Here is a 24,858-nt window from a genome sequence, read left to right as displayed (position 1 = left end):
AGGGAAAAACGATGCGCAACTAAAAAATGCTATTTTGAAGAGACCTACGAAAACGAAGCCCGGATTAGTTTAGCAAAACTAGCTTCTCAAACTTGGTGGCGGCCTGGCCATCGGGGGTGCGCACGCTCACGCGGTACACGTATACGCCCCGCGCCAGCTGGTCGTTGTAGTCGTCGCGGCCGTTCCAGCTCAGCGTGCCGTCCTGCATGGTGCTGGGTACGTGGCTGGTACTCACGGGGATAGTGGCGCGCAGGGTTTTCACGAGGCGGCCCGCTACCGTGAATATCTGCACCTGCACATCCAGCTCCGAACCCGGCCGCGACTGGTCGAAATGGAACGTGGTGATGTTGCTGAACGGGTTGGGATAGTTGAGCACGTGCGCCAGGGCCAGCTGAGCCGATTGCTCCGCGATGAAGTCAACCGTGCCTTCTGCCGAATTATTGTAGGTGTCCCAGGCTTTGAGGCGAATTGTGTGAGGGCCGGGCGCGAGGTCTTTGTACAAGTACCGCAGGCGGCCGGCCATAAAGTTATCAACGTCAGAAGTATAGGCATCGTTGACGGTCACCAGCTTGCTGGGGTCATCATCGAGCGTAACCGTAATATCATGCCCAATGCCGGCGCTGGACGTGTTGATGCCCGACTTGTCGGTGAGGCGCGCCAGCAGCAGCGGGCTCAGGTCGGTGCTGCCGCCCGACACAAACGACTCGTCAGTCATGTAGAGCTGCACCACGGGCGGCGTGGTGTCGGTGGGGGCCAGGCGCGAAGCCCCGCCAATGAGGGCCGGCTGGTAGCCCTGGGCATCCACCTTATGGGCCAGGTCCTGGGCGTAGAGGCTGATTTTGCCCAGGCCCACGTTGTAAGCAATGTCTTTGGGCACCACAAACTTCACCGCAAAGCGCCCGCCGCTTACTGTAGCCTGCCCGCCGTAGATAACGTTTTCCTGGGTTTCGACGGGTACCTGTGCCGAAAGTGCGTCGCCCAGGGTGGTCACGGTCACGGGCTTGTCGTAAATGGTAACGTCGGCCGTGCCGCCGAAGGTGGTATTCAGCACGCCGGCGTTTTCGATGTGGCCGCTCAGCCGCACCTGGCTCAGGGCCTTGAGGGTGTGCAGGCTATCGGTGCTGGCAAAGGTGCGGTTTACCTTGCTGTCCACCTGAATCGAGTCGAGTACCACGCGCTGGGCGGGGTAAGCCAGGCGGGTGGTGGGGTCGGCAAGCAAGGTATAGTTGCGGTTGTTGAGGTCGCCGCTGGGCGACTGGTTTTTGGCCGTGCTGGCCGCGAAGCCCAGGTAGGGCAGGGCCCCGGCCGCGTTGCGGGCCAGCACCTGGGTGTAGAAGTTGTTGACTACCTCCGTGTTAAAGTTGGAGTATACAACCCGCGTGGTGGTAAACAGGCCCACCGCGCCGCCCGTGGCGTTATCGGTGAGCACCTGCTCGCCGGCCGAGGTCAGGTCGGGGTTGTCGTAGGTGCTCAGGTCGCAGGTGCCCGTAACCAGGAAGGTGAGGCGATGCTGATTGCGCAGGGACAGCAGCGAAGCATTGGTGATAATCTGCTCATCGGTGAGGCCGCGCGGGCCACCGTGGCCGGTGTAGCCAATCAGCAGGGAGCCCTGCTCCAGGGCCTCGTCAATGGCCGCCATGGCCGCCGGTGAGCGCTGCCCGGCCGCCTGGCTCACCTGCGGAAACAGGTCGAGGTAGTCTTTGCGAATGTTGTAGGCCGGCTCGCTGCGCTTGATGTTGGCGGCGAAAATCGTTTCCGACTCGGTGGCAAACTCGTTGCTTTTCTCCGCGTCCGTGTCGTCGGCCGTGAGGGTGATGGTATTGCGCCACTTGCCAAAGCTGGTGGTGGCATCGTAGTCCATAATCTTGGCTACCACTTGCTGGGCCTGGCTGGCATCGGCCCGCTGCCCCACAATGGTGCGCACCGGTAGGCGGCCCACGCCGATGTCGGTGGCCTCAAAGGTGGCCCCGTACGACTCCGTCCAGTCGCCCTCGCTGTCGTCCAGCAAGCCGTAATAATCCTCTGAGGAATAGCTGCTCTCGCCCTCCACGTTATCGCGGCTCGGGCCAAACTGCTGCACCGGAAAAAACGACTCGCGCGACTCGTAAGTCGGCACGAAGTTCTGGTTGGCCGCGTCAAAGTTGAGGTTAGTAGCAAAGGGCTTGCGGGTGGCCCACCACGCGGGCTCCTTGCTGGCATCGTTGAAGGCCGACGACTTGTAATCGAACGAGGCATCGCCCAGCAGCAGCAGGTAGCCACGGTGGTTCACCGGGTCGGGGTTGCGGTCATACACCTGCTTCATTAGGTCGCGGATGGCCGTGGCGTCCTGCCCACCCGAGCTGTACTCGTTGTACACCTGCTGGGTAGTTACTACGGCCACGTTCAGGCCGTTGTAGTCGCGGCGGTGCTTGGCCAGCTGCTCGGCCTGCTCTTTAAACGGCGCATAAGTCACAATCACCAAATCGAGCTTGCCGTCGGTGTTGAGCGCGTGCAGGTTCTGGTTCGCGATTTTGCCAAAGAGCCGGGGTGCCTCAAACGTGCCGCCGGGCTGCACGGCTACAAACTCGCGCAGCGAGTCGGTGTAGGCCGCAAAGCTGCCACTGGCATCGAGGGCCTGGCCCTGGGGCCGGCGCGGGTTGGTAACGTCCCACACCAGCGCGCCGGTGGCCGCGTTACTTACCGTGAAGGTACCCACGGTATTCGGCCCCCGCTTGTAATTCAGTGAGTTAAACTCCAGGTAGGCGGCGCTGAGCCGCAGCTGGCGCTTCACTACCAGCTCCAAGTAATCGAGGTAGCCGGTGCCCTGCGGGTCGAAGGAAGCGTAGGTAAGCGTGATTTTGGGGTCGGTGAGGCCGGCCGGCGTAAGCGTCGCGAACGTACGGAAGTCGTTGTTGGCCACCGTAGTGAAGGAGCCGACAGGCAGGCCGGGCAGCGACTGGGAACCCAGCCGGACGGTGCCCAGCGTGGCGTCGAAGGTGCTGTTTTGCTTGGCAGTGCTGGCGGTGGCCACGGTCAGGCGTAGCGTGTCGCCGGCCACGAGGTCGGCCAGCGGCTGGTTGCCATCGCCGCTGAAAACAAAGTCACGCGCCGGGGCAGTGCTGCTGAACGCCTCGCCCAGCCAGCGCCGGCCCGAGTGCAGGATATTAACCAGGTCGTGCTCGTAGAAGCGGCGGTCCAGAAACGTGGTTATGGGTGCGCCGGTGGCGGGCCGGGTCGGGGCGGCCACCGTGGGTACGCGCCGCCCGTCGCGGCCGCCCACGGTCAGGAAGTAGTAAGCTGTATCGCAAAAAAAGTTATTGAGGTGCTTGAAGCGCCCGCCCTCACCCAGCAGGTCGTAGAGGCCCGGCTGCACCGCCCGCGCCGCCCGGCCCGGCTGGCTGGCCCGCCAGGTGTGCGGCCCTTTCGCATAAAACAGGAAGTACTCGTCGGCGCCAAAAGTCGCGTCGTTGTTGCCCACAAAGTGCAGGTTATTCTCGGCCAGGTCGTCGGGCCGGGGCGTGGCATTGGCCTGGGGCAGCAGCCCTACGGCGTTGCCAAACAGCTGCACCCGGCGCGGGTCGAGGGTTTGCACGGGCAGGCCCAGGCTGCGCAGCGTAGCCATATCGAGCTTATACACGCCGTTGTGCGGCACCCCGATTTTATACCAGTCGCCGCTGTTCAGCACCGAAGTGCTCACGTGGCTGCGGGCCGTAGTGCGGCTGGCCGAAGCCCCGGCCGCCGTCTGGTAGGCATAGGTGAACGACAGCAGCCGCTCGGCCTGGCCGGTTTGGGGGTTGCGGCGCACGGGCTTCAGCAGCACGTAGGAATACACCTGGCGGGCCTCGGTGCCTGTGCGAATCTGAATTTCGGGCGTATTCGGCAACGTAGTGGTGCCCAATAACTTAACATCGGCCGCCGGAAAGGCTTCGTACACCGCATCGCGCAGCTCGCCGCTGGCCACGGTGCCGGGCAGGCGCAGGGTGTAGGTGCCCAGCACGTCGTTGGGGCCGTGGTAGGCACCCCGGAAGCTGGGTACCCGGCGCGGTGCGGCATCGGGGCTGGCGGCGGGGTTGCGCAGGCTGGCGTAGCTGGTCCAGCTGAGGCTAACGGGTGCTGTTTGGGGGCTGCTTTGGGCTTGCGCCACCACGCCAACGCCCAGCAGCAACCCCAGCAACCATATCGAGAAAAGGTTTCGCATAAATACAACCAGCTAAGGCCCACAGGCACCAATCAAAAATACGTCGCCTTCAGTTCACTCCCGCGCAGGTTAACTGCCCGGCCGCCTAAGTTATTGCGGCGCGACAGGGTTGGGTTCGAGCGGGTCGCGGCTGCGCACCCGGCCCGGCACCGATAGCAGCACGTACAGCAGCACCGCCACCGGAATGCCCGCCGCCCGCAGCGTACCCACCAGCACCAGCGTGAGGGCCATAAAAGTGAACCGCCGGCGGTTGCCAAGCCAGCGCAGGTTCTTGAACTTCAGGGCAAACAGCGGCAGCTCGGCCACCAGCAGGCCTGACAGCAGGAAGGTGAGCCCCAGCAGCAGCCACGGGTTGAGGATGAAGTTGTGCAACTCAAACTCGTTGGTGGCCAGGATGAGCGGCAGCGACGCCACCACCAGCGTGCAAGCCGGCGTAGGCAAGCCAATGAAGGAGGTGGATTGGCGGGTATCGTTGTTGAACTTAGCCAGCCGCAGGGCGGAGAAGATGCTGATAGTGAAGCCTAAGCCGCCCAGCAGCTGTAAGCTGGCGGGCAAGCCCACTTGCTCCAGCAGCTTATACATAATGGCCCCCGGCACCACCCCAAACGACACCATGTCGGCCAGTGAATCCAGGTCCTTGCCGATGGGCGTCGATACGCGCAGGGCGCGCGCCAGCAGCCCGTCGAAGAAGTCGGCGATGGCCGCCGCGCCCACCAGGTAGGCTCCCAGCACCAGCTCGCCCCGAAAAATAAACGTGAGCGCCAGGCACCCACACAGCAGGTTGAGACAGGTGACGGCGTTGGGAATATGTCGTTTCAAGTGGTTGGCGGCTTGAGGGTTACGCTAAAGGCGAGGTTGGGAAACGGGCTACGTCAAAAACGGATTGCTGCGCCGCTCCGCGCCGATGGTAGTAGCCGGGCCGTGACCAGAGTGCACCACCGTAGCATCGGGCAGGGTAAGTAGCTCGCTCACAATGCTTTGGATGAGCGTGGCGTGGTCGCCGCCTGGCAGGTCGGTGCGCCCCACGCTGTCCTTAAACAGCACGTCGCCGCCAATGAGCTGCCCGCCCGCCGCATCGTACAGCACCACGTGGCCCGGCGCGTGGCCCGGCGCAAACCTTACTTGTAATTCGCTTTCACCCAGCGCGATAACCTGGCCGGCCGCCAGCTCGCCCGTGGGCTCGGCCCCTTCGTAGGCTGGGAAGCCGTAGGGGCCGGCGTAGGTACCCACGGCCCGCAGCGTGGGCAGGTCGAGGGCGTGCAGCCAAAACGGCACGCCCGGGTAGGTGCGCAGCACAAACGCATTGCCCAGCACGTGGTCGATGTGGGCGTGCGTGTTCAATAAGTACTTAACCTCCAGTTTATTATCAGCAATGTAAGCCCGTAGCTTCTGCTGCTCGGCGGCCGAGTACATGCCGGGGTCCACGATGGCCGTAGCCCGGGTGGCCTCGTCGATGAGCAGGTAGGTGTTTTCGGCGAAGCCGTTGAAGGTGAAGGAGACAATACGCAGCATGCGGCAAAGGTAACGGCAGGGGCGGTGGTGAGGGGCCGGCGCCTGGCGGGCCTGCCACCGGTCCGTACTTTGCCCCCAATAATGACTGATTACCTTGATTACGACTACCTGCTCATCGGCCACGGCATTGCCGGGGCGGTGCTGGCCCGCGAGCTGCGCGGCCGCGGCCATAGCGTGCTGGTCTACGACGAGCCTCGGCCCGACGCCGCCTCCCGCGTGGCCGCCGGCCTCATGAACCCCGTGGCCGGCAAGCGCTTTGCCCTCACCTGGCGCGCCCACGAAACTTTGCCTACGGCAGTGGCTTATTACCAAGGTCTTAACGAAGAGCTGGGCGAAGATTTTTTCCAGCCCAGTCCCATTCTCAAAGTGTTTGGCTCGCTGCCAGAGCAGGAGCAGATGCTGGCCCGCGCCGCCGACGACCCCTGGCAGGGCTTCGTCGAACGCATCGACCCCGCGCCCATTGCGCGGCCCGGTTTGCTGGCCCCGTTTGGCGGGGCCTGGCTGCGCGGGGGCGGCCACCTGCGCGTGGCGGCGCTGCTGGCCGCCCTGGCCCGCCAAGGAAAGGCCGCTGGCTGGCTGCGCGAAGAAACTTTTAGCTGGGAGCACGTCGTTGCCGACGGCACGGGCGTGGCCTACGCGCCGGGCCAGCTGCGGGCGCGCCACGTGGTGTGCTGCCAGGGCGCGGCCGCGCTGGCCTGCCCGCACTTTGGCTGGCTGCCCCTCACGCCCAACCAGGGTGCGGTGCTCGACGTGGCAGTGCCCGGCCTGAGCCCGGCGCAAGTCCTCAATCGGGGGGCTTACGTGGTGCCGAGCGTGGTGCCGGGGCAGTTTCGGGTGGGGGCCACCTACCGCTGGCCGCCCTTCGCTACCGAGCCCGGCGACGCCGACCAGCGCGAGCTGGCCGGGCGGCTGGCCGGCCTCACGGCGCTGCCGTTTGAGGTGCTGAGCGAGCAGCGCGGCGTGCGGCCCGCCGTGCGCGACCGCCGCCCGCTGCTGGGTCGCCACCCCGCCCTGCCCTGGCTCAGCCTCTTCGGCGGCTTTGGCTCGAAGGGCGTGAGCATGGCCCCACGCCTGGCCACGCTGCTGGCCGACCATCTCGCCAGCAGCGGCGAGCTGTGGCCCGATGTTAACTTAGCCCGCTACTACGCGCTTTACCCGGCCTTAGAAGGAATTAAAAAATGAAAAATTAAAAATGAAGAATTAGAAAATGACTAGCTGATTTTTAATTCTTCATTTCTAATTTTTAATTCGGCTCCTGAACTTCCGAGCCGCCTTAACCCCGCCGGATACCAAGCCGGCCCCGGCCGGCGTTAAGGTTACTAGTTGTTTGTCCTCTTATTGCTCGCTACTTGTGTTTGTTGTTAACTCACTGTTTGATAGTTGGTTATCATCAAAAACGAACAACGAAAAGCGAGTAACAAAAAACGAATACCTACCCCTCGTTCTTCCCATAATCTGACGCTATTTGCTGTGAATTTTCTCCAATTGGTAGGCCGGCATCCGGCTGGCTCCCGGGTAGGGCGGGGCATAGGTTTGGTGCTGGTAATGTGGGGGTTGCTGGTGGCCGGCCCCGCCCGCGCCCAAACCGCGCAGGAGCCGTTTGGCCGGGTGCGGATTCAGTATAAGAAATTTGAGTGGCAGCAGTTTTCCACCCAGAATTTCAATGTGTACTTCTACGCCGGGGGCGAGGCCAGCGCCCGCCGCACGGCCGCCTACGCCGAGCAGGAGCTCCAGCGCATTACGGCGCTGGTGGGGTACTTCCCCTACAGCAAAACCACGCTGATGATGTACAATTCGGTGGGCGACCTGCGGCAGAGCAACATCAACCTGCCCGTGGCCAACGCCGTGAGCGGCGGCGAGGCCCAGCTGGCCCGCCAAACCAAGGTAGAAGTAGCCTTCACGGGCCGCCAAACCGACTTCAAGCGCGAGCTTAGCTACCAGATTACCAAGGTGTTGCTCGATGACATGATGTACGGCGGCTCGCTGCGCGAGGTGCTGCAAAGCAACTACCTGCTGCAACTGCCCAGCTGGTTTGTGGACGGCGCGTCGGCCTACGCCGCCGAGGGCTGGAGCGTGGACATGGACGCCTACATGCGCGACATGGTGCGCCAGTACCCCACCGGCAACCGCACGGCCCCGTTCTTTTTGCGCAACCCGCGCCTGGCGGGCCACAGCGTGTGGAACTACATTGCCGAGCGCTACGGCTATGGCGCGGTGCAGAACGTGCTGAACCTCACGCGCATAACCCGCGATGTGGAAGTCGGCATCTCGTCGTCGCTGAACGTGCCGTTCAAGGTGTTTTTGCGCAACTGGGTGGGCTACTACCGTGATATTAACACGGGGGCCTCTATGGCTTCCCTCACGGTGCCCACCGAGGCCAATCGCATCAGTGGCCGCAATAAGCGCGGGCTCGACGTGTTTTCGCAGCCCGTGTTCAGCCCCGACGGCCAGCACTTGGCCTACGCCGTGAACGACCAAGGACGCTACCGTGTGGTGGTGGCCAACCGCGATGGCACCCACCGCCGCACCCTGCTGCACGGCGGCTACCGCACCCCCGACCAGCAAATCGAAACCCGCCTGCCCGTGCTGGCCTGGCGCGGCAACTCGCAGTTGGCCGTGGCCGAGCTGCTGCGCGGCCGCATGGTGCTGCGCCTGCGCGAAGCCCTGAGCCTCGACCTGCCCGGCCGCCTCGGCCGCACGCTGCGCCTGCGGCCGCCCACTACCGTATTTGCGCCCTACGACCAGGTACTGGATATGAACTACTCGGCCGATGGCAAAGCCCTGGTATTCACGGCGGTGCAAAATGGGCAGAACGATATTTACCTGCTGCGCGCCGGCAGCCGGCAGCCCGAAAAGCTCACCAACGACCTGTTCGACGACCAGCAGGCTGTGTTCATGCCTGGCGGCCAGGCAATTGCCTTCAGTTCGAACCGCTACCTCGACTCCACGGGCCGCGCCCGCCCCGCCATATTCCCCAACGTGGTGAATAACTACGACTTGTTCATTTGCCACCTCGATGGCCGGGCCATCCCCATCGAGTCGCTGGTGAGCACTATTTCGAACGAAACCCGGCCCCGGCCCATTTCCGACGACGAGATTCTGTACCTGGGCGAGGAAAACGGCATCCGCGGCCTCTACCGCTACTCGCGCAAAACGGGCCAGCACCAGCCGGTGAGCAGCTTCGCCACCAACATGCAGGATTTCGACTACAGCGCCGCCCAGGGCACGCTGGCGTTCATTCCGCAGGTGCAGGCCCGCGACCTGCTCTACCTCTACCCGCAGTTTCCGCTGCCTACCAACCTGGTGCTGGGCAAAACGTCGCGCCAGCGCATTCTCGAAAATCGCTCGCAGCCCGCCCCCGTGCGCCCGGCCGCTACTGTGCCCACCACGCCGGCCGTAACTGCCGCCCCCGCTACTACCGACCCGGCTACGGCCGCCGCCGCCAAGCGCCGCAGCACGGCCCCGCTCAACCCCAACAACTACCAGTTTGAGGAAGATGAGGACGTGACGCCCGCGCGCGCCCGGCGCAATGCCAAGGCGACTACCGCCGCGGCTACCAATGCCCGCATGGCCTCCAGCACCATTGCCGGGCCGTACCGCTACGATACGCGTTTCATGGCCGACAACCTGGTAACGGGCATCGCCATCGACCCGCTGCTGGGCTTCGGCTTCTCGCTGCAAGCCAACTTATCGGATGCCTTTGAGAATCACCGCTTTCAGGCCAGTATTTTCGGGCAGCTCGACCTGCGCACCAGCAACATCAACGTGTCGTATACCAACGTGACGCGGCGCTTCGACTGGACGATTGCCTACCAGAAGCAGGCCTATTTCTTCGATGCGGGCGGCGCGGGCGAGCAGTTTCGCTACGGCCGCCACTCGGTAGCGCCCACCATTGCCTATCCGCTCACCCACAGCCTGAGCCTGCGCGGCGGCCCGCGCTACGATAATATCTCGCGCTCGCTCACCGGCGTATCGTCTACTACTGAGGATATTACCCGCAACTACGCTGGCTTCAACGCCGAGCTGGTGTTTGACAACTCGCGGGCCACGGGCGTCAATATGCTGCTCGGCACCCGCCTGAAGGTGGGCGTGCTGCAAATGAATGACGTGGCCAACAAGTCCAACGCCTTCGGCAAGTTCTACATCGACCTGCGCCACTACCAGAAGCTGCACCGCCAGCTGGTGTGGGCCAACCGCGTGAGCTACGGCCAGTTCTTTGGGGCAGCCGAGGGCGGCGGCAATCCGCAGCAGGTGTTCCGCCTCGGCGGCATGGACAACTGGGTGGGCCAGAGCTACGCCGACCAGCAGCTACTGGCTCCCGCCGGCCAAAACCCCGACCCCACTAGCATCTTCTATCAGCAGTTCGTCACCAACCTGCGCGGCTTCAACCTGAGCCGCCAGAAGGGCACCCGCTACGTGCTGCTCAACAGTGAGGTGCGCCTGCCCATTGTGCAGTACTTCTCCAACAAGCCCATCTACTCGGGCTTCTTCCGCAACCTCCAACTCATCGGTTTCTTCGACGCCGGCACGGCCTACGAGGGCACCAACCCCTTCGGCGAAAATAACTCCAACACCACCATCAAATTTGGCGGCAACGGCAACATCTTCAACGGCACGGTTACCAACTTCACCAACCCCTTCCTTATCGGCTACGGCCTGGGCATCCGCTCCACGGTGCTGGGCTTCTACACCAAGTTCGACGTGGCCTGGGCCCAGGAAAATTACGTGACTTCCAAGCCCAAGCCCTATTTCACGCTGGGCCACGACTTTTAGACAATGAGTGAATTGGTGAAGGAGTGAAGGGGGAATGATGAACGTGCGCCAGCATTGCCTGACGCGCTCATCATTCCCCCTTCACCACTTCATTCCTTCACCAACTCACTCCTTCACCACTTCACCCATTGTACCTTTGCGGCTGTGTCACTGCTTGCTGAAATCTGGCTTTTATTGCTGAAAGACCTGCGCCTGGAATGGCGGCAGCGCAGTGCGCTGGGCGGCTTGCTGCTCTACGTGGGCGGCACGGTATACGTGAGCTACCTCAGCTTCAGCTTTCGCGGGGGCGCGCCGCCGGCCCCGGCCTGGAACGCGCTGTTCTGGATAATTCTGCTGTTTGCGGCGCTGGGCGCGGCCGGGCGCGGCCTAGCCCAAGAGTCGGCCGGCCTGCGGCTGTACTACTACACCGTGGCGCGGCCCGAGGCCGTGGTGCTGGCCAAGATTTTGTATAATGCGCTGTTGCTCATTACGTTAGCTATTCCTGGGTTATTACTGTACACGCTACTGCTCGGCAACCCGGTGCAAGACTGGCCGGTGTACCTGCTCAGCATTGGGCTGGGGGCCGTGAGCCTGGCCTCGTCGCTGACACTGGTGGCGGGCATTGCGGCGCGGGCGGGGCAGGCGGGGGGCGGCACGCTGCTGGCCGTGCTGGGGCTGCCGGTGCTGGTGCCCGTGCTGCTACTACTGGTAAAAGTGAGCAAAAACGCCCTCGACGGCCTGCCCTGGGACGCCAGCCAAAGCTCCGTTATCACGCTGGTGGCGCTGAACTTTATCGTGGGCGCGGTGTCTTATCTGTTGTTTCCGTTCCTGTGGCGCAGTTGAGTTATTTAACAGGTATCAATTAGTAGTTGCCAGCTCTTTAGAGCACACCAACGATTTATTTTTAACTGCTAATCAGCTGACTGTTACGTGCTAACTGATGATTGTTAAATGATAGCTGACCTTCCCCCGCAGGCATTTGCCCGGCACAACGAAGCACCCGACGACGAGTTTTATAGCTTCGAGCGCCTGGTCACGCACATCGACCCGGCGGCCGTGGCGGCCGTTACGCAGCTCTACCGGCAGCACTTTCCGGCCGGGGGCCGCATCCTCGACCTCATGAGCAGCTGGGTTAGCCACCTGCCCGCTGAGGTAGCCTACGCCCGCGTGGCCGCCCTGGGCATGAACGCCAAAGAGCTGGCCCACAACCCCCGCCTCACCGAGCCGGGCATCGTCCAGAATCTCAACGAAACCCCGCGGCTGCCCTACGGCGACGCCGAGTTCGACGCGGCCGGCATTTGCGTGTCGGTGCAGTACCTCACGCAGCCGGTCGAAGTCTTCAAGGAGTTGGCCCGGGTGCTGCGGCCGGGCGCGCCGCTGGTCGTCACGTTCTCCAACCGCTGCTTCCCCGACAAAGCCGTGTACGCCTGGCAGGCGCTTGACGACGCGGGCCACGCCGGCTTGGTCAAGCACTATTTTGAAGCCGCCGGCTTCGGCCCCGCCGAAGTGTACGCCCATCGCCCGCATTATGGCGACCCGCTCTTTGGCGTGGTCGGCCACGTGCCAGCCAACTGAACTGATACTTGCTCACTATTAATTGATACTTGCTATGAAATGGTGGAAATATCTGACCATTGTACTGCTGCTCTACACAGCGGTGATGGGTCTGCTGGGCCACGTACCGCGCCTGGCTATTCTCAACGAAACGGAGCGTAACCTGTACTTCCACGTGCCGATGTGGTTTGGCATGACCATCATCCTGCTGGCGTCGGTGGTCAACTCCATTCGCTACCTGCGCGACCCTAGCCCGCGCCTCGACACGCTGGCCCACGAGTCGGCCAAAACGGGCATCCTGCTCGGCACCCTGGGTCTGCTCACGGGCAGCCTGTGGGCCCGCTACACCTGGGGCACTTGGTGGACCACCGACGTGAAGCTCAATGGCGCGGCCGTAACCATGCTTATATACCTGGCTTACTTGGTGTTGCGCGGGGCAGTGCAGGACGAGCAGCAGCGTGCGCGCCTCTCGGCCATCTACAATATCTTTGCGTTTGCGGCGGCCATTCCGCTGCTGTTTATCATGCCGCGGCTGGCGTCGGCGTCGCTGCACCCGGGCATGGGCGGCAACCCCGGCTTCTCGAAGTACGACCTTGACAGTGCCATGCGCCTCGTGTTTTACCCGGCCGTAATCGGCTGGACGCTGCTCGGCGTCTGGATTACGGAAGTAGCTTGCCGCCTGGCCTTTGTGAAAGAAAAGATTTATGAAAAACAAGACAAACAACTTGCTTAGCCGGGCCATGGCCCTGCTGCTGCCCCTGTTGCTGCTGGCTGGCGCGGCCCTGGCCCAAACCGGGGCCGCCGACCAGCCCGAAATGGCTGATGCCCTGCGCGCCAACGGTAAAATTTACGTCGTAGTGTTGGTTATCGTCATCATTCTGAGTGGGTTGTTTGTTTACCTGGTGCGCCTCGACCGCAAGGTGAGCCGCCTGGAGCGCGAAGTAGAGGGCCGCTAAGCCGGCACCTCTTTCGCAGCAATTTTGTTAGCTACATACCTTATGAAAAAGTCGCACATTTTTATCCTGGTGGTTATCGCGGCCGCGGTGGGCATCATTATGAGTACCATGGCGGATGCCAGCACGTATTCGACCTTCACCATTGCCCGGCAGCAGGCGGCGGCTGGCAACCCGGCCAAAGTACATGTGGTGGGCACCCTGCCCCGCGACTCCGATAAGCGCCCCGTGGGCCTGGAGTACGACCCGGTGGTGAACCCCAACTACTTCGCCTTCACTATGGTAGATACCCTGCACGTGGCCCAGCGCGTGGTGTACCGCAACCCCAAGCCCCAGGATATGGATAAGTCGGAGCAGGTGGTAATTGTGGGGGCCATGAAGGATGGCGTGTTTGAAGCCGACCAGATTCTGACCAAGTGCCCCAGCAAATACGTGGAGAAGGACTTGGGCAAAACCGGCCCCCCTGCCACGGCCATGAACAATTAGCTGTACCTGTTTTTGCCCAAGCCCGCCGTACCTAGCCAGGTGCGGCGGGCTTTTTGCTGCTAGCTGTGGGTAACTTAATTGAAGAAATATAATTGAGGTTTTTGGGTATTAAGTAGTACTACTATGCTATTATAAGTGTTGCCGGCGGCAAGTGCGCTGTGGGCAAGCCAGTTGAGTTGAGCTAGTTGTGCTGGTTGTGGAACTGGAAAAAACCTACTGGCTAACTTAACTCGTATGTGCGGTAAGTTGCCTCGCTAGCAGCTAGCGTAGTGAGCACATTCTGAGGGCTTGGTGTACTGGCTTTCCCGCCTATCTTTCAGGCTGTTTCTGTTAATTAACTCGTCTGCCTCTATTTATGAGTTCCGCCGCCCCTTTGTCTCAGCTGACCTGCGTGGTGGTGGATGACAACGAGATGAACCGGCTCACGCTGGAGCATTACGTTGGCATTACGGAGGGCCTCATGCTGGCCGGCGCATTTGCCGACGGTGTGGCGTGCCTCAACTACTTCCGCTCGGGGGGCACGGCCGATATTCTGCTGCTCGACATCAATATGCCCGAGCTCACGGGCCTCGACTTGGTGCGCATTCTGCCCGAGCCGTTGCCCGAAGTAGTGCTCGTGACCTCGCACCGTGACTACGCCGTAGATGCCTTCGAACTGCGCGTGACCGACTACTTGGTGAAGCCCCTGGACTACGCCCGCTTCAGCCGCACCGTGGACCGCATTCGCAGCCAGCGGGTGGCCCTGGCCGTGCCTGTTCTGGAAGAAGGCCCCGAAGCAATGTTTGGGGCCGAAGGCCACACACTGTTCCTGAAAATTAATAACCGCCTCACCCGCGTCAACTTCGACGATGTGCTCTACATCGAGGCCATGTCGATGTACTCGGTGTTGGTAATGGCCAAGCACAAGCACATTGTGTATGCCACGCTCAAAACCTTTGAGGAGCGGCTGCCCTTTGCTAATTTTGTGCGCGTACACCGCTCTTATATGGTCAATACCAACCTCATAGAAGCCGTGGAGGACAACCAGCTGCAGCTGCCCGGCGGCCACGAGGTGCCGGTGGCCAAGGCTTACCAGGAGGCATTTTTCCGCCGCCTGCGGGGGATATAGCCAGGATAGTTTCCGGGTTGCTACACCCGCTCCGGTCCACCGGCGCAGCCGGCCGATCGGTTGCCGGGTGCGCCGCCTGCGCCAGTCACGCAAGCATCGTTGCCACGACCTCAGAACCGCTATAGCGTAGGTTAGCAAGCAGTTTATTCAGTTAACTACTTGTTTACTAATAACTTACGCCTCATTTGGTAATTCCCGTAGCGCGTGCTCCACGGCGGCCAGCAGCTGGGCCACGGCTACTTGCCGCAACGGCTCGTCGGGGGTAGGCATGAGGGTCGGCAGTTCCTCCAGGGTATGCATGGCGGGGATAGCTGCTTCAATGCTGAGGGTGAGCAGGTTGGGCTTGATGTGGTGGGCCAGGTCGGCCACGGCCAGCCAGTCGCGGGCAGCGGTGGCCTCCCGGATTTTTTGCAGCATGGGCGGCATGTGCGTCAAAAAAGACTGCACCATGCTTGCCACAAAGGCGGTGTGGCCTTTGGCATCTTGGCGCAGGCGGGTGAGGTCGTAGGCGGGCAGTGGGGCCAAGGCTAGGCCAGGGGCGGGTTGCCGCAACAGCGCCACCAGCTTGGCATACAGGTCCTCCTCGGCGAATGGCTTGGCGAGGTAATCGTCCATGCCGGCGGCCAGGTACTTCTCGTTGTCGCTCTTGAATACATTGGCCGTGAGGGCCAGCACGGGTAGGGAAGCCTGCGTGGCGTCGGCAAACTGGCGTAGGTGCTGCGTCACCTCAATGCCGCTCATGTGAGGCATCTGGATGTCCATGAGCACCACGTCATAGGGGTTGGCACGCAGCTTTTGCAGGGCTATCAGGCCATCCTCGGCCTCATCTACCACCACGCCCCATTGCATGAGGTGCAGACGGGCCACCATGCGGTTGATGGGGTTGTCTTCGGCCAGCAGCACCCGCACGCCGCGCAGCAGGCCGGTATCGAAGGCATCGGCTACCACGGGGGCGGGCTCATCGGTTTTGCGCAGCGGCAGGGTGAAGGAAAAGGTGCTGCCCTTGCCGATGGTGCTGGTCACGCCTAGCTCGCCGCCCAGCTGCGTTACCAGCGCCCGGCTGATGGTGAGGCCCAGGCCGGTGCCGCCGTAGCGCCGCGTGGTATCGGCGTAAGCCTGGGTAAAGCTCTCAAAAATGCGTTCCAGCGCGTCGGCCCCAATGCCGATGCCGGTGTCTTGCACCGCAAAGCGGACGAGTAGCTCCTCCTCGGTTTCGCCCACCAAAAAGCTGCGCAGCCACACGCTGCCGCTGGTGGTGAACTTAATAGAGTTAGATAATAGATTGAGCAATATCTGGTTAAGCCGGAAGGGGTCGCTCAGCACCCAGGGGGCCTCGTCGGTGGCGAAGGGCTTGAAGCCAAACGTCAGCCCTTTTTCCTGGGCCTGCATGGCCAGCGTGGCCACGGCCTGCTGCATGGAGTCGTGCAGGTGAAAGGGCGCGGCTTCTATTTCCAGCTTGCCCGAGTGAATTTTCGACACGTCGAGCACGTCGTTGAGCACGCCCAGCAGGTGCGCGCCCGAGCTGCGGATGGTGCGCACAAACTCCTGCTGCTGCGGGTTGAGGCGGGTTTTGGCCAGCAGGGCAGCCATGCCCAGCACGCCGTTCATGGGCGTGCGAATCTCGTGGCTCATGTTGGCCAAAAAGTTTTCGCGGGCCTGGGCGGCTTGCTCGGCAGCCAGCTGGGCGGCCTTCAGGTCGGTGATGTCGGTGCTCACGCCCAGTACCTGCACAGTGCCATCGGGCCGCACCAGGGGGCGCTTGATGGTGTAGAACCAGCGTTCCTCCCCGGTGGGCGAGGTAGAGCGTTCCTCAGCCGTGACTTCCTGGCCGGTGGCCAGCACCTGGGCATCCACGGCGGCATACCCGGCAGCATCGCGGGATTTGGCCTGCTGTACTTCGGCCGAAAGGATAGCCTGCGTGTTTTGCTCTTCGAGCCGCCGCATGGCCCGGTTGCCAAACACCACTTCGCCGGCAGCATCGCGCACAAATACCAGGCTGGGGTTGGTGTCGAGCACTTGCTGCATAAACTCCTGCTGCTCGCGGCGGGCGGCTTCGCTGGCCTGGCTATTTGCCTCGGCCTGCACCCGGGCCGTTACGTCGAGGCCGCTGCCCAGCATGTAGGGCAGCCCTCGCCCGGCCCCCGACAGCAGCTTGAACTGCCGCTGGTGGTACACGGCATCGCCGGTGGGCAGCGGCGTGCGGTCGTCCCAAAAAATGGGCTTGGTGCTTACTTCAGCCTGCTCAAACATGAGGTCGCGCTGCGCGGCCAGCTCCATGGGGAAGCCGTAGCGCGCGCAGTACTCGGCCAGGGTGCGGCCGGGTAGCCACTCGCGGTGCGCGGGGTCGGGCACGGCCTGAGGGTTAGTGTACACGTAGCGGCGCTGCTCGTCGAGCACGGCAATCTCCACCGGCACCTCGTCGAGAATGGTTTCGTAGAATTTGCGCTGCGCATCGCGCTGGCTTTCGGCCTGGCGGTGGGCCGTTACGTCGCGGTAGCTGAACAGCCACCCGGCCGCCTCACCCAGTGCGACGGGCCGCATGTTACGCTCTAGGGTGCGGCCATCGCGCAGGGCTAGCAGCGTATTAGCGGGCGCACCCACCGGCCCGTTGGCTACTTCGGCCGCGTAAGCTACGGGGTCGGCTACCTGCTCCAGCATAGGCCCGGTTAGCTGCTGCAGGGGCACGCCCAGCCACTGGCTAGCAGGTAGTGGCAGGCCCAGCAGGCGGCAAAACTGGTCGTTGATGAGGAGGATGCGCAGTTCGGCGCTCAGCAGCAGCAGCCCTTCGCGCAGTGAACTGGTGAGGGCGGCCAGGTGCTGGTGAGCCAGGTTGGCTTCGGCGTGAGCCTGCTGCACCTCGCGCGTTAGCTCGGCCAGGCGGTCGGGGCTGGTGGGAGTATCAAGAGTGGGCAAGGAACCAGGAGCGAGCATGGAATGTAGCAGATAAAGGGCCGTCAAGGTAAACAATAAAGCCCGCCGCTGGGTCGTAACTACGTCGCCCGGCCCGCCCGCCAGGCGGTACCTTTGCCAAAAAAATAGTTAGCCTGTGAATTTATTCGTTGGAAACCTGGGTCAGGCCGGTATCATCCTGGCATTCGTAGCGGCGGCCGTGGCTGCCTACGGCTACTTTCAGGCCGCCCGCGGCCGGGCGCTGGGCGAGGCCGATGCCAGCTGGCTGCGGCTGGCCCGGGGCGCGTTCTTCGTGCACGGCGCGGCCGTGCTCACGGTAGTGGTGTGCTTGTTCAACATCATTTACCTGCACCGCTACGAGTATTACTACGCTTGGGCGCACTCCAGCAACCACCTGCCGGTGCAGTACATGATTTCCTGCTTCTGGGAGGCCCAGGAGGGCAGCTTCCTGCTCTGGATATTCTGGCACGTGGTGCTGGGGCTAGGCATTATGAAGTTTAATAAGCAGTGGGAAGCCCCTGTACTGGCCGTGTTTGCCACGGTGCAAACCTTCTTGGTAAGCATGATTTTGGGCGTAGTAGTGGCCGGTGTGAAAATCGGCTCGTCGCCCTTCATCCTGTTGCGCGACTTCATGGTGGACCTGCCCGTGTGGAAAACCAACCCCGACTTTGTGCCCAAGGATGGCTCGGGCCTCAACCCGCTGCTCCAGAACTACTGGATGGTGATTCACCCGCCCACGCTGTTTCTGGGCTTTGCCCTCACGCTGGTGCCGTTTGCCTTTGCCATTGCCGGCCTCTGGAAAAAGGAGTTGACGACTTGGGTAAAGCCCGCCCTGCCTTGGACGGCCCTCGGCGGCGCGGTGCTGGGCGTGGGTATTATGATGGGCGCCTACTGGGCCTACGAAACGCTCAACTTCGGTGGCTTCTGGAACTGGGACCCGGTGGAAAACGCCGTGTACATTCCCTGGCTGGTGCTCATTGCGGCCCTGCACGGCATGGTGCTGTGGCAGCGCCGCCGCACTGGCCTGCGCACCGCCTTTGCGTTGGTGGTGGCCACGTTCGTGCTCATTCTTTACGCTACTTTCCTCACCCGCAGCGGTGTGCTGGGCAATGCCTCGGTACACTCGTTTACCGACCTCGGCCTGTCGGGTCAGCTCATTATCTACCTGGTTTTCTTTGCGGTGGGGGCCATCGCGCTGCTGGCCTACCGCTGGAAAAGCATCCCAATTTCGGAGAAAGAGCTAACCGCGTACAGCCCCGAGCTGTGGGTGTTTATTGGCGCTACGGTGCTGTGCCTGGCGGCTTTTCAGGTGGTGGCTACCACCAGCATTCCGGTGTACAATGCCTTCCTGGGCTTCATCGGTATCAAGTCGAATCTGGCTTTGCCAGCCGACCAGATTCAGCACTACACCCGCATTCAGTTGTGGGCGGGCGTGCTCATTGGCATTGTGTCGGGCATTGCGCAGGTGCTGTGGTGGCGGCCCGCTAAAGAGCCGGTTATCAATTCATTAGCTACGCCTACTATGTTGGCCCTGCTGACTACGGCGCTCGTGGTGCTGCTCACGCGTTACTTTGGGCACGCTATGTCGGTACCCTACGTGATACTGCTGCTGGCCGGCCTGTTCGCCATTATGACCAACGTGAGCGCCATTTTTGGGCTGTGGCGGCGCGGGGTGCAGCTGAGCGGCGGTGCGGTAGCCCACTTGGGCATCGCGCTCATGCTGCTGGGTATTCTGGCCTCGGCGGGCTACTCCAACACCATATCGCGCAACGTGAGCGGCAAGCTGATTTCGCGCGAAATGTCGGACACTGACAACGAGAACAACGTGTTGCTGTGGCGCAACGAAACCGGGGCCATGAACGGCTACGACGTAACCTACGCCGGCCAGTACCTCGACGTGCCCGGCGTGCCCGGCTACGTGAACACGACCCTGCTCTACCGCACCGACGACGAGTACAAAGCCGTGGCCCGCGGCGAGGTAAAGGCCGGCGATAAAACGTACTACCACACCGGCGATACGCTCGGCATCCTGCCCGAGAACACCTACTACCGCGTTGACTACAACGATAAGAAAACGGGCCAGAAGTTCACGCTCTATCCCCGCGCCCAAGTAAACGAAGAGATGGGCGGCCTGTTGGCATCGCCCGCCTTGCAGCGTTTCTGGGACCACGATATCTACTCGCACATCTCGTCGGTGCCCGACCCGCGCAAGGAGATTCCGTGGAGCCCCGCCATTCCGCACGAGTTGAGCGTGGGCGATACGCTGTTTCTGAACGACTACTTCGCCGTATTTCGGGCCATTGAGCAGGCGCACGAGGTGCCCGGTATCAAACTGCTGCCCGGCGATATTGCTTTGCAGGCCGACATGATTGTGACCGGCGAAAAGGGCCGCCAGTACCATGCGCACCCTGTATTTCTGCTGCGCGACCACCAGGTGGGCCACATTCCCGAAATCGTGGAAGACCTGGGCCTCAAGCTCACCCTCGACCAGATTGACCCCGTGAAGGGCAAATTTACCTTCGCCATCAGCACCACCGGCAAGGACTATATCATTCTCAAAGCTACCGAAAAGCCCTTCATCAACCTGCTGTGGGGCGGCACCCTGCTCATGGGCTTCGGGCTGGTGCTGAGTATGCGCCAGCGCAAAGCTGCTCGCGCAGTAGCCGCCGCCCAGCCGGCTGGGCGTACGGGTACTGCTCATCAGCAAGTAGCTGTTAGTTAGTAGATTGCATTTATAGAAAAGGGGCTGCTTCGGTTGGAGTAGGCCCTTTTTTTGTTTATAATAACAGCAGGCTTTGCCTTGCGCTTTACGTAGAGCTACGCTGTGCGTCTCTCTGTCTGATTAATATTAAGGCATTGGTATCCAGATTATTATAGCTTGTGGTGTGTAGGTAGGCGCCCGTGGAGGGCGACTGCCATCTCGGCGCCTGATGCACTGCCACCATCAAGCACCTGAAAATCAATTAAATAAAAAAGGCCACCCCAATGGGGTGGCCTTTTGACTAAACGAGCTTCGGTAGCTACTTAGCTTACTTCACAATGGCAATCTGGCGGGTCATGGTCTCATCACCGTTGCGCACTTGCAAGTGGTAGAGGCCGGCGGCCAGGTTGCTTAGGTCGAGCTTGGTGGTGTAGTTGTCACGGGCGTTGCCCGTATACACCTGCTGGCCGAGGGTATTGGTTACCAATATGCCGAGGTTGCCCTTGGCGTTGGCACCTTGGATGGCCAGCTCAAACACGCCCGTCGAAGGGTTCGGGAACACCGTTACGGCGCGCAGCAGGGCCTCCGAAGTGGTGGCAGTTACGGTCACGGCCGTTACGCTCACATCATCAATGTAGAGGTTGCCCTGGTTGGCCGCACTCTTGATGTGGAAGCCCACGAAGCGGGTACCCGCACCGGCGGGCAGCAGCGCCACGGCGGGTGTCGAGGTGCCGTTGGCCAGCAGGTAAGTCGTGTTGGTGATGGCGGCGTTGGTGTAGAGCAGGTTGGTCTGGGAGGCTACGGTAGCAGCCGTGCCCGACTTCACTTCCAGGCTCTCGATGCCCGTGGCGGTAGCGCCCACGCCCGACGTGCGGTAGCGGAAAGCCACCTGGTAGCGGGTGGTGGTAGTAGCCGGGGCCAGCGTTAGGGCAGGCGTGAAGAACCAGTCGTCAGCGGCCACGTTGCTAACCACAATACCGTTGTAACGAATAGAGTTGATGCCCGAGTTGGGGTTCTCAGTCGAAACGCGCCAGGTAGCGCCATCGGCGTTGGCATCCAGGAAGGTGATGCCGCAGGGCAGGCCGGTAGCCACGTTCTCAAAACCTTCTGAATAGGGAAAGGTGCTGATTGAGGTTATACTGTTGCAGGAAGTGCTGAAGGCCACTGGGCCGGTCAGCAAGCTATTGCCACCGGCCGTGCAAACACTCTGCACATACAGCTGGTAATTGGCCCCGGGCTGCAAGCCCGTGAGGGTAGCCGGCGAGCCCGTTGCGGTAACCGTGGTGCCACCCGTAGCCGGCTGAAACCCCACCGGGCCATAGATGAGCTGGTAGCTGCTGGTGCCGCTGGCGGCGGGGGTGAAGGTAACGTCTGCCGTAGTAGGCGTAGTGCTGGTTACGGCTAGGGCCGTGGGCGCGGCACAGGTCGGGGTAGGCGCCAGGCCTACCTCAATAGCCAGGCGGCGTGGGTACGACACGGCCATGTCAACCCAGCCAATGTTACCATCGGGGGAGAAGAGGAAGGTGCCCGTTCGCGACGGGTTTTCCGATTGTGTAGCAATGGTAATACCTGCATTGCTGGCTTCGCGCACCCCAATGTAGAAGCTGCCACCCGTGAGCTGAAGCGCTGGCAGGGGCACAGTGGCGGTGCTAGCGGCGGCCGGCCGGCTCAGCAGGGCCGAGGTATAGAGGATTTTGCCGGGTAGTCCGTTGCCGCCGGTGGCATCATACACCAGCACCTGGTAAGGGCTGGCAGCATCCGAGGCCGCAAACGAAACCTTCGCGTCGGTTGGCACCACGGTGCCCGGCACGTTATACTTGACGGCGAAGACAGTGGAAGAATTGCCATAGCCGCTGAAACCTTGGCTAGCGTCCTTGCTGGGGTCGATATAGCTGAGGCGGTCGGGCGTAACGAGCTGCGTCACGCTCACCGAGTTATTAGTATTATCCTGGTCATCCGCCACGCTCACCGTTATCACGTTGGTACCGGGGTTGAGCGTAGCAGGCAGGTTGGCAATAGTGAGCGGGCCACCCGCGCCGGCTGCCAGCGTCGGCAGCGTAACGGTGGTAGTGAGCGTGTTAGCTCCGGTAATACTCAGCGTTATATTGATGTTAGATTGGGCGGCCGTGCCGAGATTGGCAATATTGATGCGGATGGGCTGCGGCAAAACTCTGGGGGCGGCAATCTTACTCAGGGTATATACAGCCCGGATGGCGATGTCTTTGGCGGGTGCCAGCGAGGGCGTGAAGCGAAACGTGCGGCCCGCGTCGGGCAGCGCGACCGAAGCAATAGCCAGCACGTTGAGCTGCCCGGTAGATGAAACCGAGTAAAAGTTAGCGGGCGTGGCGGCGCTCCAGGCAGCGTCGGGGTCCTTGGCCAGCTGCACTAGTTGGCCCGTGCTGAAGCCCGAGCCCTTTATACCCACCTGGGTGAGGCGCCCGGCGGGGTCGGTGCCCGGCGTAGCCGTGTCGTACACCAACTCCACCACGTTAGTGGTTTCATAAAGCCGCACCTGAAAGCTAATGTTGGCAAACTGAGTAGGCGTCACCTTCGCTTTATCCTGTACGTTCTTCCACTGAATGGTACACACCCGGTTGGGCGCGGTACCCGTGGTGCTCATCCGGTACTCGGTGCCGCCCGCCGTGCCCGCCGCCAAGTCAAGGTTGAGCGGGGCAATAATGTACGGGTCGGTAGCGCTCTGGAAAGGGTCTTCTATTTTTTGGTTACCTGCCTCATCCACAAACATGGCTGCCGCGGTCGGCGCGGTGCTGCCCAGCTTAATAAAGCCGTTGGTATTCAGGAAAAACTGCGTAAAGCGGCTTCCATTAAAAACAAAGGGAAAACCAATAGTCTGAACGTCCGAGTTAGCATCGTCCGAGTTGGCAGTCAGTATAGTAGTGCCCGTGCTGGCTAAATCAGTGTAGGTGGTAGTAGTATTGCTTGTAGCGCCCACGGTGTAGTTCAGCGTCTGCGCCTGGGCTGCTACCGTAGCCCCACCCAGCAGCGCAGCCGTTAGGCCCAGCTGCCGCAAGCGGTGGTTCCAGGAGTTTACCCGAGTGTAAGGGTTTGTCATCTGAGGAAATTGAAGGTGAAAAGGAAAAGCGAAAAAGTATTTCTAAAGCAAACGCAAGGCATTAATAGGCAATAAGTCCGGAGAGAACTCAAAGCCTAGCATTTGCGCCCACAAGATGCTACTTTTTTGGTAAACTCCCACTGTATAATTGACAAACTTTTCGCTTTAAGTAGGCTAGCCTCAGGCTGATTTGGCCCCGGCTGCGCTGGGCCCGACCTTTGGCTCCTATGCTACCTTCTGTTTCTGTGGCGTTGCGGGTTGGGTTATTCGGAGCCGGGCGCGTAGCGGCCGCCCTGGGGCCCGCGTTGGCGGCAGCCGGGCACCATGTGGTTTTTGTGGCGGGCCGCACGCTGGGCCCGGCCCAGGCCCTGGCCACGCAGCTGCCCGCCTGCCAGGCGTGGGCCCCGCCCGCTGCCCTGCCCCCCGCCGATGTGTACCTGCTGGCCGTGCCCGACGCGGCCGTACCCGAGCTACTTGGCACAGTACCCTGGCCTGCGGGTGCCGTGGTGGCTCACCTGGCCGGGGCAGTGCCGCTGGCCGTGTTTGAAGCCGCGCCGCGGGTGCGGGGTGGGGTGCTATACCCGCTCCAGACCTTTAGTGCGGGCCGGGCCATCGACTGGCCCGTGGTGCCGCTTTTTGTGGAGGCGACCAGCGCGCCGGCCGAGGCCCGGCTGCTGGTGCTGGCGCGCAGCCTCAGCCAGCAGGTGGCCCTGCTGGGCTCGGCCCAGCGGCTGCGGCTGCACCTGGGGGCCGTGTGGGCCAGCAACTTCACCAACCACCTGCTGGGCGTGGCCCAGGCGCTGCTGGCCGAGGCCAGCCTGCCGTTTGAGCTGCTGCACCCGCTGGTGCGCGAAACCGTGGCCAAGGCCCTGGCGGCCCAGCCCTCGCCCTTTGGCGTGCAAACGGGCCCCGCCGTGCGCCGCGATGCGCCCACGCTGGCGGCTCACGAGGCGGCCCTGGCGGCCCACCCGGCCTGGCAGGCACTCTATGCCCAGCTATCGGCAAGCATTGCGGCAACTGAGGAAATGAGAAGGGGGCAAAAGCAATAAAGAGCTGCTAGCCAGTAAATTCCGCATTCCTGCTGCGCGATTCTTAATTCCCAAACAGGGGGCCTTAACTTTGTGCCTTGCATCAGGCCCAGCGGGCAACTTTATTTTGACTCCTTCCACTATTATTTTTCAGTTTCAGGACGGCCAGCCCGCCCAAACGCACGTGGCGGCCAGCGGCGAGTCGGTGCTCGACGTGGCCCTCAACAACGGCATTCAGCTGCAGCACAATTGCGGCGGCGTGTGCGGGTGCAGCACCTGCCACCTCTACGTGGACCAGGGCGGCGACGACTTGCCCGAAATTTCCGATAAGGAAGAAGACTTCATCGACCGCGCCATCAACCCGCGCATCAGCTCGCGCCTGGCCTGCCAGTGCGTGCTGCCCAACGAAAGCCTGCAGCTGGTGGTGACGCTGCCGCCCCAAAACTTTCTGGGCCACTAATTTTTAAGGGTAGGAGGGTGTGGGGGCAGGAGGGTAAGAGGGGGCTAGTGCCTCCCACCTGCCCCCTCTTACCCTCCTGCCCCCACACCCACCAACCCACTTAATAAATGAACCAATACGAGCCGCCCAATCAGTGGGCCCACC

Annotated in this window: 16 protein-coding genes; 11 read left to right on the top strand and 5 right to left on the bottom strand. The window is 62.0% G+C overall.

The annotated features are described in order from the left end of the window. Positions 1-64 precede the first annotated feature (64 nt). From porU to QMK33_RS00070, 3 genes are all read right to left on the bottom strand, one after another. Positions 65-4,177 carry a type IX secretion system sortase PorU gene (gene porU / locus QMK33_RS00080; protein ID WP_283562511.1) on the bottom strand — a complete coding sequence of 1,371 codons (4,113 nt, stop codon included), beginning with the start codon at positions 4,175-4,177 and terminating at the stop codon, positions 65-67. Positions 4,178-4,267: 90 nt separating this feature from the next. Continuing rightward, positions 4,268-4,996: a CDP-alcohol phosphatidyltransferase family protein gene (locus tag QMK33_RS00075; protein ID WP_283562510.1), complete on the bottom strand. Its 729-nt coding sequence runs from the start codon at positions 4,994-4,996 to the stop codon at positions 4,268-4,270. Between the two features lie 48 nt (positions 4,997-5,044). After that, positions 5,045-5,689 (bottom strand): MBL fold metallo-hydrolase, encoded by a 645-nt coding sequence (locus QMK33_RS00070; RefSeq protein WP_283562509.1) that lies wholly within the window; start codon positions 5,687-5,689, stop codon positions 5,045-5,047. Between the two features lie 81 nt (positions 5,690-5,770). Between QMK33_RS00070 and QMK33_RS00065 the strand changes: the two genes are divergently transcribed. The 8 genes from QMK33_RS00065 to QMK33_RS00030 all read left to right on the top strand — a co-directional run bounded on the left by QMK33_RS00065 (position 5,771) and on the right by QMK33_RS00030 (position 14,542). Further along, positions 5,771-6,871, top strand: a complete 1,101-nt coding sequence (locus QMK33_RS00065) for an NAD(P)/FAD-dependent oxidoreductase (RefSeq protein ID WP_283562508.1) — start codon at positions 5,771-5,773, stop codon at positions 6,869-6,871. Positions 6,872-7,159: 288 nt separating this feature from the next. Further along, complete coding sequence (locus QMK33_RS00060; RefSeq protein ID WP_283562507.1) at positions 7,160-10,462, top strand: hypothetical protein; 3,303 nt, start codon at positions 7,160-7,162, stop codon at positions 10,460-10,462. Positions 10,463-10,606: 144 nt separating this feature from the next. Beyond that, a complete protein-coding gene (locus QMK33_RS00055; RefSeq protein WP_283562506.1) occupies positions 10,607-11,284 on the top strand; it encodes a heme exporter protein CcmB in 678 nt (225 codons plus the stop codon). Positions 11,285-11,392: 108 nt separating this feature from the next. Further along, positions 11,393-12,016 carry a methyltransferase domain-containing protein gene (locus QMK33_RS00050; protein WP_283562505.1) on the top strand — a complete coding sequence of 208 codons (624 nt, stop codon included), beginning with the start codon at positions 11,393-11,395 and terminating at the stop codon, positions 12,014-12,016. A gap of 34 nt (positions 12,017-12,050) precedes the next feature. Continuing rightward, positions 12,051-12,728: a cytochrome c biogenesis protein CcsA gene (ccsA, locus tag QMK33_RS00045; RefSeq protein ID WP_283562504.1), complete on the top strand. Its 678-nt coding sequence runs from the start codon at positions 12,051-12,053 to the stop codon at positions 12,726-12,728. Beyond that, positions 12,700-12,951 carry a CcmD family protein gene (locus tag QMK33_RS00040; protein WP_283562503.1) on the top strand — a complete coding sequence of 84 codons (252 nt, stop codon included), beginning with the start codon at positions 12,700-12,702 and terminating at the stop codon, positions 12,949-12,951. The genes ccsA (QMK33_RS00045) and QMK33_RS00040 overlap by 29 nt, the downstream gene beginning before the upstream one ends. Positions 12,952-12,993: 42 nt before the next feature. Beyond that, complete coding sequence (locus tag QMK33_RS00035) at positions 12,994-13,434, top strand: cytochrome c maturation protein CcmE domain-containing protein (RefSeq protein WP_283562502.1); 441 nt, start codon at positions 12,994-12,996, stop codon at positions 13,432-13,434. Between the two features lie 355 nt (positions 13,435-13,789). Next, positions 13,790-14,542 carry a LytR/AlgR family response regulator transcription factor gene (locus tag QMK33_RS00030; RefSeq protein ID WP_283562501.1) on the top strand — a complete coding sequence of 251 codons (753 nt, stop codon included), beginning with the start codon at positions 13,790-13,792 and terminating at the stop codon, positions 14,540-14,542. 174 nt (positions 14,543-14,716) lie between these two features. On the opposite strand, the gene QMK33_RS00025 is transcribed toward QMK33_RS00030, so the two are convergent. Then, entirely contained in the window at positions 14,717-17,473 is a 2,757-nt protein-coding gene (locus QMK33_RS00025; RefSeq protein WP_283562500.1) for a response regulator, read from the bottom strand. Positions 17,474-17,588: 115 nt separating this feature from the next. On the opposite strand from QMK33_RS00025, the gene ccsA (QMK33_RS00020) reads away from it, so the two are divergent. Next, entirely contained in the window at positions 17,589-20,174 is a 2,586-nt protein-coding gene (gene ccsA, locus QMK33_RS00020) for a cytochrome c biogenesis protein CcsA (protein WP_283562499.1), read from the top strand. 307 nt (positions 20,175-20,481) lie between these two features. On the opposite strand, the gene QMK33_RS00015 is transcribed toward ccsA (QMK33_RS00020), so the two are convergent. Next, entirely contained in the window at positions 20,482-23,226 is a 2,745-nt protein-coding gene (locus tag QMK33_RS00015) for a T9SS-dependent choice-of-anchor J family protein (protein WP_283562498.1), read from the bottom strand. Between the two features lie 227 nt (positions 23,227-23,453). Between QMK33_RS00015 and QMK33_RS00010 the strand changes: the two genes are divergently transcribed. Together QMK33_RS00010 and QMK33_RS00005 are read left to right on the top strand one after the other, a co-directional pair. Next, entirely contained in the window at positions 23,454-24,275 is an 822-nt protein-coding gene (locus QMK33_RS00010) for a Rossmann-like and DUF2520 domain-containing protein (protein WP_283562497.1), read from the top strand. Between the two features lie 106 nt (positions 24,276-24,381). After that, the gene (locus QMK33_RS00005) at positions 24,382-24,714 is read left to right on the top strand and encodes a 2Fe-2S iron-sulfur cluster-binding protein (RefSeq protein WP_283562496.1); all 333 of its coding nucleotides are present in this window, start codon (positions 24,382-24,384) and stop codon (positions 24,712-24,714) included. The last annotated feature ends 144 nt before the right edge of the window (positions 24,715-24,858 follow it).

This window comes from Hymenobacter sp. H14-R3, assembly GCF_030063445.1.
Lineage (GTDB): Bacteria > Bacteroidota > Bacteroidia > Cytophagales > Hymenobacteraceae > Hymenobacter.
The sequence above is the reverse complement of the archived record's forward strand: the minus strand, read 5'-3'. Positions and strand labels throughout refer to the sequence as shown.

What these genes read in the sequence shown, in the direction of transcription:
- QMK33_RS00050 (WP_283562505.1), top strand. Translation starts at nt 11,393, where the DNA reads ATGATAGCTGACCTTCCCCCGCAGGCATTTGCCCGGCACAACGAAGCA.
- QMK33_RS00025 (WP_283562500.1), bottom strand. Translation starts at nt 17,473, where the DNA reads ATGCTCGCTCCTGGTTCCTTGCCCACTCTTGATACTCCCACCAGCCCC.
- QMK33_RS00040 (WP_283562503.1), top strand. Translation starts at nt 12,700, where the DNA reads ATGAAAAACAAGACAAACAACTTGCTTAGCCGGGCCATGGCCCTGCTG.
- QMK33_RS00010 (WP_283562497.1), top strand. Translation starts at nt 23,454, where the DNA reads ATGCTACCTTCTGTTTCTGTGGCGTTGCGGGTTGGGTTATTCGGAGCC.
- QMK33_RS00035 (WP_283562502.1), top strand. Translation starts at nt 12,994, where the DNA reads ATGAAAAAGTCGCACATTTTTATCCTGGTGGTTATCGCGGCCGCGGTG.
- QMK33_RS00070 (WP_283562509.1), bottom strand. Translation starts at nt 5,689, where the DNA reads ATGCTGCGTATTGTCTCCTTCACCTTCAACGGCTTCGCCGAAAACACC.
- ccsA (WP_283562504.1), top strand. Translation starts at nt 12,051, where the DNA reads ATGAAATGGTGGAAATATCTGACCATTGTACTGCTGCTCTACACAGCG.
- QMK33_RS00030 (WP_283562501.1), top strand. Translation starts at nt 13,790, where the DNA reads ATGAGTTCCGCCGCCCCTTTGTCTCAGCTGACCTGCGTGGTGGTGGAT.
- porU (WP_283562511.1), bottom strand. Translation starts at nt 4,177, where the DNA reads ATGCGAAACCTTTTCTCGATATGGTTGCTGGGGTTGCTGCTGGGCGTT.
- QMK33_RS00015 (WP_283562498.1), bottom strand. Translation starts at nt 23,226, where the DNA reads ATGACAAACCCTTACACTCGGGTAAACTCCTGGAACCACCGCTTGCGG.
- QMK33_RS00065 (WP_283562508.1), top strand. Translation starts at nt 5,771, where the DNA reads ATGACTGATTACCTTGATTACGACTACCTGCTCATCGGCCACGGCATT.